General features: G+C 62.8%; 10 protein-coding genes, 1 tRNA gene and 1 pseudogene. 8 read left to right on the top strand and 4 right to left on the bottom strand.

Annotated elements, in window-relative coordinates; translation table 11 throughout:
• Both ACOVQ0_RS12745 and ACOVQ0_RS12740 read right to left on the bottom strand, forming a co-directional pair.
• A partial coding sequence (locus tag ACOVQ0_RS12745; protein WP_421885009.1) for a histidine phosphatase family protein occupies positions 1-74 on the bottom strand: 74 nt, incomplete at its 3' end.
• 46 nt (positions 75-120) lie between these two features.
• Entirely contained in the window at positions 121-288 is a 168-nt protein-coding gene (locus ACOVQ0_RS12740; protein WP_421885005.1) for a hypothetical protein, read from the bottom strand.
• 144 nt (positions 289-432) lie between these two features.
• On the opposite strand from ACOVQ0_RS12740, the gene ACOVQ0_RS12735 reads away from it, so the two are divergent.
• A tRNA-Thr gene (locus tag ACOVQ0_RS12735) sits at positions 433-507 on the top strand.
• Between the two features lie 165 nt (positions 508-672).
• On the top strand, positions 673-1,053 hold the full coding sequence (locus ACOVQ0_RS12730; protein ID WP_421885003.1) for a CZB domain-containing protein: 381 nt from the start codon (positions 673-675) through the stop codon (positions 1,051-1,053).
• Here ACOVQ0_RS12730 and ACOVQ0_RS12725 read toward each other — a convergent pair whose 3' ends face one another.
• Positions 1,054-1,344, bottom strand: a complete 291-nt coding sequence (locus ACOVQ0_RS12725) for a GNAT family N-acetyltransferase (protein WP_421885001.1) — start codon at positions 1,342-1,344, stop codon at positions 1,054-1,056. It abuts the gene before it with no gap.
• A gap of 60 nt (positions 1,345-1,404) precedes the next feature.
• Between ACOVQ0_RS12725 and ACOVQ0_RS12720 the strand changes: the two genes are divergently transcribed.
• Complete coding sequence (locus tag ACOVQ0_RS12720; RefSeq protein ID WP_421884999.1) at positions 1,405-2,421, top strand: threonine aldolase family protein; 1,017 nt, start codon at positions 1,405-1,407, stop codon at positions 2,419-2,421.
• Complete coding sequence (locus ACOVQ0_RS12715; protein WP_421884997.1) at positions 2,418-3,341, top strand: DMT family transporter; 924 nt, start codon at positions 2,418-2,420, stop codon at positions 3,339-3,341. The genes ACOVQ0_RS12720 and ACOVQ0_RS12715 overlap by 4 nt, the downstream gene beginning before the upstream one ends.
• On the opposite strand, the gene ACOVQ0_RS12710 is transcribed toward ACOVQ0_RS12715, so the two are convergent.
• The gene (locus tag ACOVQ0_RS12710; RefSeq protein ID WP_421884995.1) at positions 3,251-4,099 is read right to left on the bottom strand and encodes an SDR family NAD(P)-dependent oxidoreductase; all 849 of its coding nucleotides are present in this window, start codon (positions 4,097-4,099) and stop codon (positions 3,251-3,253) included. The genes ACOVQ0_RS12715 and ACOVQ0_RS12710 overlap by 91 nt on opposite strands.
• A gap of 56 nt (positions 4,100-4,155) precedes the next feature.
• Between ACOVQ0_RS12710 and pepN the strand changes: the two genes are divergently transcribed.
• The 4 genes and pseudogenes from pepN to ACOVQ0_RS12690 all read left to right on the top strand — a co-directional run.
• A complete protein-coding gene (gene pepN / locus ACOVQ0_RS12705; protein ID WP_421884993.1) occupies positions 4,156-6,765 on the top strand; it encodes an aminopeptidase N in 2,610 nt (869 codons plus the stop codon).
• Positions 6,762-7,523, top strand: a complete 762-nt coding sequence (gene pgeF / locus ACOVQ0_RS12700) for a peptidoglycan editing factor PgeF (protein ID WP_421884991.1) — start codon at positions 6,762-6,764, stop codon at positions 7,521-7,523. The genes pepN and pgeF overlap by 4 nt, the downstream gene beginning before the upstream one ends.
• Positions 7,520-8,149: a glutathione S-transferase gene (locus ACOVQ0_RS12695; protein WP_421885007.1), complete on the top strand. Its 630-nt coding sequence runs from the start codon at positions 7,520-7,522 to the stop codon at positions 8,147-8,149. Before pgeF ends, ACOVQ0_RS12695 begins: the two co-directional genes overlap by 4 nt.
• Positions 8,150-8,309: 160 nt before the next feature.
• Positions 8,310-8,840: pseudogene (locus ACOVQ0_RS12690) on the top strand (OmpA family protein); the annotation flags it as partial.

The raw sequence follows: 8,840 nt of genomic DNA, 5'->3' as shown, positions 1-8,840 counted from the left end.
TCCCACCAGCCGGTGAAGCGGTTTTCGAGGTTCCACTGCGACTGGCCGTGGCGAATCAGGATCAGGCGGGGCATCGGGGCATCCTGTAGCTGACTGAAATATGGAACCGCGCCCCTAGCGTCAGGAGGCCGGATTGGAAAGCCCGGTTTCCAGCGAATCGGGCGATTCGCCACTGGCGTCCGCCACAGTTCCCATCGCCCGCGCCTGCGCCTTGCGCCGCTTCAGGTTCTCGCGCAGGCGAGCGGCCAGCCGTTCCTCTCGGTTCATTGGTGGTTTTGCGTCACTCATATCGGCCTGATTGCAAGGATACGGCATTTACCGCAAGACCTTCAGGAACAGTCGCTTGACAAAGCCCCATGCCCCCGTCATTAGCGCGCCCCTGCCCACCCCGCCGGTTCGCCGGTGCCACAGGTGGCCATGCGGAAATGGTGTGCTGCTGTAGCTCAGTGGTAGAGCGCATCCTTGGTAAGGCTGAGGTCGGGAGTTCAATCCTCCCCAGCAGCACCATTTCCCTACCTCTTCGGCATCGCTGGTCTACGCGCTCGGACCGATGGCAAGGTCGCTTCTGGCTAGGAAGCGTCGCTACGTAGCTTTCCCTAGGCACATCGGAAGAATTCCATAACGCGGCACTCATTACTGCGCGCTCAACACGGCAAAGCAGAAGGTCGCACCATGTCAAACGCAGCACTTGCCCGACAGATCGATGATGCAATTGGTGCCCACGGACTGTGGAAAATGCGCCTGCGCACGGCCATTCGAACCCATCAGAGCGAGGTTACGCCGCATGAGGCGTCAGGCGATTGCAACTGCAAGTTCGGCAAATGGCTGCATGATCCGGCCTTCGATCCCAGCCACCGCAATGGTATCCCGCATTCGGTGATTACGCGCGTCCATGCCGAATTTCACCGCGAGGCAGGCCGCGTGCTGCAATTGGCGCTGGATGGGCAGGATCGGGCGGCCGGCGAAGCGCTGGAAGGGGCTTACACCACCACCTCCGAAAAGCTCGTTCGCGCGTTGATGAAGTGGAAAAGCGAGTTGCTCCAACCCGCCTGATCAGGCCCGCAAATCCGCCCATTCAGGATGCCGCCGGAACGCGGCTTCCACATAGGTGCACTGCGGCACGATCTTGAACCCGAACTTGCGCGCATCGGCAACCAGTGCCTTGACCAGCTCTGCCGCCACGCCGCGCCCGCCGATTTCGGTGGGCACCAGCGTGTGATCGGCCACCACGACGTCACCCTTTCGCTCGTAGGTCAGCCGTCCGATGGCCTCGTTGCCTTCTACCCTTGCGTGATATTCTCCGCGTGCGCCCTGATCGAGATGGGTGATGGCGATATCCGACATTTTGCTTGGCCTCTTGTGACTGCTTGACCCGAAACGCGCACGCCCACATTGCGGTTTCCGATGAAGTTCTTCTCCGACAACGCCGCCGCCGTCCACCCCCGCGTGTGGGAAGCGATGCACGCCGCCGATGCGCCCGATTCGGGCTATGATGGCGATGCCCTTTCGCGCCGTCTGGACGATGCCTTTTCCGAACTGTTCGGCACCGAATGCGCCGCCTTGTGGGTCGCCACCGGCACCGCCGCCAACTGCCTTGCGCTTGCTGCAATGGTCCCGCCCCACGGCAGCATTGTCTGCCATCGCGAAGCGCATATCGAGATGGATGAAGGCGGCGCGCCCGGATTCTATACCCACGGGGCCAAGCTGATGCTGGCCGATGGCGAAGGCGCAAAGCTGACGCCGCAATCCATCGAGCGTGTGATCGACCCGATCCGAAACGACGTGCATCAGGTTCAGCCCCACGCGATATCCATCACGCAGGCTTCCGAATACGGCTGTGCCTATAGTCCTGAAGAAGTGGCGCGCATTGGATCGCTGGCGCAGGGGCGCGGGCTGGGGCTCCACATGGATGGCGCGCGCTTTGCCAATGCCGTGGCGCATCTTGGCTGCCACCCGGCGGAAGTGACGGCGCAGGCAGGCGTCGATGTGCTGACGTTCGGTTGCGTCAAGAATGGCGGGATGAATGCCGAAGCGCTGGTGTTCTTCGACATGGAACTGGCCGATGTCGTCCGCTACCGCCGCAAGCGCGCCGGGCACCTGCAATCGAAGGGCCGCTATCTTGCCGCACAAGTATTGGCGATGATCGAAGGTGATCTGTGGCTGGACAACGCCCGCGCAGCCAATGCCGCCGCGCAGGAAATCGCCGCCGCCTGCGGTGAAAGGCTGTTCCATCCGGTAGAAGCGAACGAACTTTTCGTCGTGCTATCCCCCGCCGAACAGGCCACGCTGCGCGCACAGGGCTTTGACTTCTACGATTGGACAGCTCCGCAAGGTGCACCCGGCGCAGCGCGTTTCGTCACCGCCTGGAACAGCGACGCAGCCCATGTCTCCGCGCTCGCCAACGCCATCGCCGCGCTATGAACGAGCATGAAATGCCGGGGCAGGCCCGGTTCTGGCAATGGAGCGTTGCGGGGCCATTCATTCTCGTCGCGTTGATCTGGGGTTCGACGTGGCTGGTGATCAAGGATCAGATCGGCAGCGTTCCGCCAAGCTGGTCGGTGACATGGCGCTTCACCGCTGCTGCCATCGGCATGGGCGCGCTGGCATTGTTCCGCCGCGAATCGTTGCGGATTTCTGCCAAGGGCCTGAAACTGGCCGCACTGCTGGGCCTGTTGCAGTTCGTGATGAATTTCCAGTTCGTCTATCGCGCGGAGCATCACCTTACGTCAGGCATCGTCGCGGTGTTCTTCGCGCTTCTGGTCGTGCCCAATGCGCTGCTGGCATGGATTGTGCTGAAACAGCCGGTCACGCGCGGCTTTCTTGGCGGTTCAGCAGTGGCAGGCGCTGGAATCGCGCTGCTGCTGCTGCACGAATACCGCATGGCCCCACCCGAAGGCCAGGTGCTGACAGGCATAGCGCTGACCACTGCCGCGCTATGCAGCGCATCGTGCGCCAACGTTCTGCAAGCCAGCCCCACAGCGCGGACCCTGCCGATGGTGCCGATGCTGACATGGGCGATGCTGATCGGCGCGCTGATCGACGCGGCCTTTGCATGGACCGTCGAAGGTCCGCCGCAGTTCGATACAAGGCCCGGCTACATTTTTGGCGTGCTTTACCTCGGCCTCATTGGCTCGGTCGTCACTTTCCCGCTCTATTTCCGCCTGCTGCAGCGCCTTGGCGCAGGGCGCGGGGCCTATAATGGCGTGCTGGTGCCGGTCATCGCCATGCTGCTATCCACCCTGTTCGAAGGCTATCGCTGGTCGGTGCTGGCGATGGCCGGATCGGCGCTGGCGATGCTCGGCCTCGTGCTGGCGCTCAAGGCGCGCAGCCCTTCGCGATAGGTCGGGAAGGCAGGCTTCCAACCCAACAAGCGCTTGGCCTTGCCATTGGCCACGCGCCGGTTCTCGGCATGGAACGCCAGCGCCATAGGGGAAAGGTTGGCCTCTTCCAGCGAGTGCATTGGTGGCGGTTCCTGCCCCAGCAGCCGCGCCGCTTCCTCAATCACCGCGTTCTGGCTGCACGGCAGGTCGTCGGCCAGATTGTAAACGCCCGGCGCCCCATCGAAGCCCGCAATGACCCCGCTGGCAATATCGTCCACATGGACGCGGCTGAACACCTGATCGGGTATGGCGATACGGTGCGCCTTGCCATCCATCACGCGCTCCAGCGCGCTGCGCCCCGGCCCATATATGCCGGGCAGGCGAAATACCCGTACCTTGGCGGCAAGCGCCTGCCAATCGAGGTCAGCCTTTGTCCGCGCCGAACGCCGCCCGGTGCCCACTGGCGCGCTTTCGTCGACCCAAGCGCCGCCTGCATCGCCATACACCCCGGTGGAAGACAGATATCCGATCCATTCGGCACCGCTCTGCGCAATCGCCGCGCCATAGGTTTGCAAAACCGGATCGCCTCCTTCCCGCAAAGGGGGAACCGAGGACAGCACGTGCGTCGCTTCGGCCAATACAGCTTCCACCGCCGCATTGTCGGCAAAGGCCATATCCCCTGTGGTTCCGGTCCCGCGTACCGTCCAACCCTGTGCTCGCAGCCGCCCTGCCAGCACTTGTGCGGTATAGCCCATTCCAAAGATCAGCATGTTTCCCATCAAAACGCTGATAACCGCGATTGCCGCACTGCGCACCAGTTCCTAAGTTCACGTGCATGAACGATCTCTCCGGCACGCCCGCAATCGCCCCGACCGTGATCCACCGCGCGGACTATCAACCGCCCGCATGGCTGGTGCCTGAAATCGCGCTTGATTTTGCGCTGTCGCTCAACGCCACACGGGTGCAGGCCACCCTCAAGGTTGCGAAGAACCCCGCCGGACCCGGCACCGCACACTTGCGCCTCAATGGTGATGGGCTGGAAGCAAAGGCCGTAACCGTCGATGGCCACGCCCATAACGACTGGCGGATGGACGGGGCGGACCTCGTGATCGCCCTGCCGGGCGATGCACACGACGTGGGCATCGAAACGCTGATCGATCCTGCCGCCAACACCCAGCTTTCCGGCCTCTACGCCTCCAATGGCCTGCTCTGCACCCAGTGTGAGGCCGAAGGCTTCCGCCGCATCACCTTCTTCCCCGACCGGCCCGATGTGCTTTCGGTCTATTCGGTACGGATGAGTGGAGACAAGGCGCAGTTCCCCGTCTTGCTCTCCAACGGCAACCCCACCGCTGCCGGTGATAACAGCGATGGCACCCACTGGGCCGAATGGCACGACCCGTGGCCCAAACCATCCTACCTCTTCGCGCTGGTGGCGGGCGAACTGCTGGCCAACCGCGACAGCTTCACCACCATGTCTGGCCGCAAGGTGAACCTTGCCATCTACGTCCGCCCCGGTGACGAAGCCCGCACCGATCATGCCATGCGCTCGCTCATCGCGTCGATGCAGTGGGACGAGCAGGTCTATGGTCGCGAATACGATCTCGATGATTTCAACATCGTGGCGGTAAGCGATTTCAATGCGGGCGCGATGGAGAACAAGGGCCTTAACGTCTTCAATACGCGCTACATTCTGGCCGACCCTGAAACCGCGACCGATGGCGATTATGACGCAATCGAAGGCGTGGTCGCGCACGAATACTTCCACAACTGGTCAGGCAACCGCGTCACCTGCCGCGACTGGTTCCAGTTGAGCCTCAAGGAAGGCTTCACCGTGCTGCGCGACCAGCAGTTCAGCGCGGATCGCGGATCGCCCCCGGTCAAGCGGATAGAGGATGTCCGCATCCTGCGCGCGGTGCAGTTTCCAGAAGATTCCGGCCCGTTGGCGCACCCTATCCGCCCCGATTCCTATCAGGAGATCAGCAACTTCTACACCGCCACCGTCTATAACAAGGGCGCCGAAGTCATCCGCATGATGACCGTGCTGGCAGGCATGGACCGCTTCCTCAAAGGCACCACGCTCTACTTCGACCGGCACGATGGCGAAGCGGCCACGTGCGAGGATTTCGTCAAGGCCATCGAGGATGGCGCGGGGCTGGACCTCACGCAGTTCCGCCGCTGGTACGAACAGGCCGGCACGCCCAAGGTCACCGTCACGGTGGCGCTGGAAGGCACCACACTGTCGCTTAACCTGTCGCAGACGATGGTCCCGACGCCCGGCCAGCCCATCAAGCATCCGATGGTGATTCCGCTGCGCACCGCGCTGTTTGACCGTGCAACGGGCGCGCATCGCGGTGAGGAACTGCTGGTACTGACAGAAGCGGAACAGACCTTCGCCTTCGAAGGCTTCGACGCGCTGCCGGTGCTTTCGATCAATCGCGGCTTCTCCGCGCCCGTCGAAGTGATCGCGCCGGTCACCACGGAAGACCTCGTTTTCCTTGCCCAGCACGATGACGATCCTTTCGCCCGCTATGAAGCGATGCAGCAGCTTATCGTGCGCCATCTGGTCGGCGCTGTGGCGGACACGCTGTCCGATCCCGAAACCTCGCGCGATGCTATCGGCTCTGCGATGGGCGCGATTCTCGACGATACCGCGCTCGACGATCTCATGCGCGGTGAACTGCTGATCCTGCCGGGTGAGGCCTACCTTGCCGAACAGCTCACCCGCGCCGATCCCACGCGAATCTTTGCCGAACGCGAAGGCCTGAAGCGCTGGCTGGGCGAAACGCTGAAAGAGAAGTGGCTGGCCTTGCACGACCGCTGCTCCGCCGTGCCCTACAGCCTCGAAGCTACCGCACGCGGCGCGCGCAAGTGCAAGACGCAGGCGCTGGTCTATCTTGCCGCAGCCGATCCGACCAAAGCCGCTCGCCGCGCCAAGGCGCAATACGATGCCGCCACAAACATGACCGACCGCCAAGGCGCGCTGATGGTCCTGTGCAGCCTCGATTGTCCCGAACGCGAAGCCGCGCTGGCCGATTTCCACGCGCGTTTCGAAGGCAACATGCTCGTCACCGACAAATGGTTCTCGCTTCAGGCCGGATCGCTGAACCCCAGGGTGACCGAGCATGTGAAGGCGCTTTGCCAGCACGCCGATTTCACCATGACCAATCCCAACCGCGTCCGCGCATTGTGGATGGCCTTCGCGGCCAACGCCCAGGCCTTCCACCGCGAAGGGAGCGAGGGTTACCGCCTGATCGCGGACCTCATCCTGAAGCTCGATCCGATCAACGGGAACGTCGCCGCGCGCTTCGTGCCCTATCTCGGCCGCTGGAAGAAGGTGGACGAGGGTCGCGCCGCGCTGATGCGCGCTGAACTTGAACGCATTGCCGCCGAACCCACCCTCTCGCGCGATGTGCGCGAACAGGTAAGCAAGAGTCTTGAAGCGTGAGTGTCGAAGCGCTGAACCATCCGCTGCTTACTGGCACCGCGCACGGCTTTCTTGGCCGTCGCGGTGGTGTGAGCGTGGGCGACCTTGCCGGTCTCAACGTCAGCTATAGCGAGGATGATCCCGCGCTCACATCGGAAAACCGCTCTCGCGCGGTGCAGGCCGTGCTGCCCGGCGGAACCTTACAGACCTGCTACCAGATCCATTCGCCCGATGTGGTGACAGTGACAGAGCCGTGGGCCGATGCAAATCGTCCGAAAGCCGATGCGCTGGTCACGAACCGTCCCGGCATTGTCCTTGGCGTGTTGACGGCAGACTGCGCGCCGGTGCTGTTCTGCGATACTGCGGCAGGCGTGGTGGGTGCGGCGCACGCGGGCTGGAAAGGCGCGGTTACGGGCGTGACCGATGCCACCATCGCGGCGATGGAAGCACTGGGTGCCACCCGCGCGAACGTCGCCGCCGTGATCGGCCCCTGCATCGCGCAGAAAAGCTATGAAGTGGACGCCGCCTTCGAAGCCCGCTTCCTCGAACAAACACCTGAAAACGAACGCTTCTTCCGCGCAGGGCGCGAAGGCCATGCATGGTTCGATCTCGAAGGCTATGTCGCCTCGCGCCTGCGCGATGCAGGTATCGCCAAGGTCGGAATGCTGGGTGAGGACACCTATGGTCAGGAAGATCGCTTCTACTCCTTCCGCCGCGCCACGCACCGTAACGAACCCGGTTATGGACGCCAGATTTCGCTGATCGGCCTACCCGCCTGAGCGCCTTGCCCGTCCTCTACAGCTTCCGCCGCTGCCCCTATGCCATGCGCGCGCGGCTGGCCGTGACGGTAAGCCGCGTGCGGGTGGAACTGCGTGAAGTGAAGCTGGCTGCGAAGCCCACTGACATGCTCGCCGCCTCTCCAAAAGGCACGGTCCCGGTTCTGCTCCTTCCCGATGGCAGGGTGATCGACGAGAGCCTTGACGTGATGCGCTGGGCGCTCACCCTGAACGACCCCGAACAGTGGCTGAAGCGCACCGACGACGCCCTGATCACGCGCAATGATGGCCCGTTCAAGCACGATCTCGACCGCTACAAATATCCCGAACGCCACGGCAGCGATGCACTAGTTCACCGGGAAAGCGCCCTCACTTTCCTCCGCGATCTTGATGCCCGCATTGCCGAACAAGGTCAGCTTTGCGGCACGGCGCGCGGCCTTTCCGACATGGCGATCATGCCCTTCGTCCGCCAGTTCGCTGCCGTCGATCCTGTGTGGTTCGATGCGCAGCCGCTTGCCAACCTTCAGCACTGGTTGGCCGGGCACCTCGAATCCCACCTGTTCGCATCTGTAATGGCGAAGTTTGCGCCGTGGAAAGCGGGTGACCCGCCGATCCTTTTCCCGGCCTGAATCGCGGCTCGATCCATCCACTGCCCGAAACCTCCACTTCGGTTCGTCGCACCCGCCGCCCGGCTAGCCCGCAGAAACACCGCCTCGGCCAACTGCGTTCATCCGATAGAAAGTTTCGTCGCAACACCGACAGACCTGCAAGTTTCCAAGGAGCAGAGTCATGGCAAAATTCAACGCGAAACGTGGGGGCATGATCGCCCTCGCTGCCCTCGCCGCATCGGCTTCAACCCATGTTGTGGCGCAGGACGCAGCGCAGGACCCTAACATCATCGTCGAAGGGGAAGCACTCCCCGAAATGGCCGATATGATCAAAGGCCCCGAGATCAAGGGCGTGATCACCGCGCGTAAGGGTGACAAGATGAAGGTCACCGCCGCTGACGGAACCAGTTCCGTGATCTTCCTGAATGATGCGACCACGGTAAAGGCCAGCACCGGCCTGTTCGGCAGCAAGAAGCTGACCGTCACGAACCTGCTGAATGGCCTGCCCGTAACGGTAAAGACCATGCAATCTGGCACCAATCTGCTGGCCAGCCAGATCACCTTCAAGAACGGCGATTTCAAGACCGCCAACATGATCCGCAATGGCACCGCGCAGGGCTTTGCCGAACAGACCGCCGCCACCGAAGGTCTGCGCAGCCGGATGGGCGATATCGACAACTACAACGTCAAGGCCACGACCAACGTCTACTTC

This window comes from Novosphingobium sp., assembly GCF_049240505.1.
Lineage (GTDB): Bacteria > Pseudomonadota > Alphaproteobacteria > Sphingomonadales > Sphingomonadaceae > Novosphingobium.
Note: the sequence above shows the minus strand (reverse complement) of the source record. Positions and strands in the feature narration are given on the sequence as shown.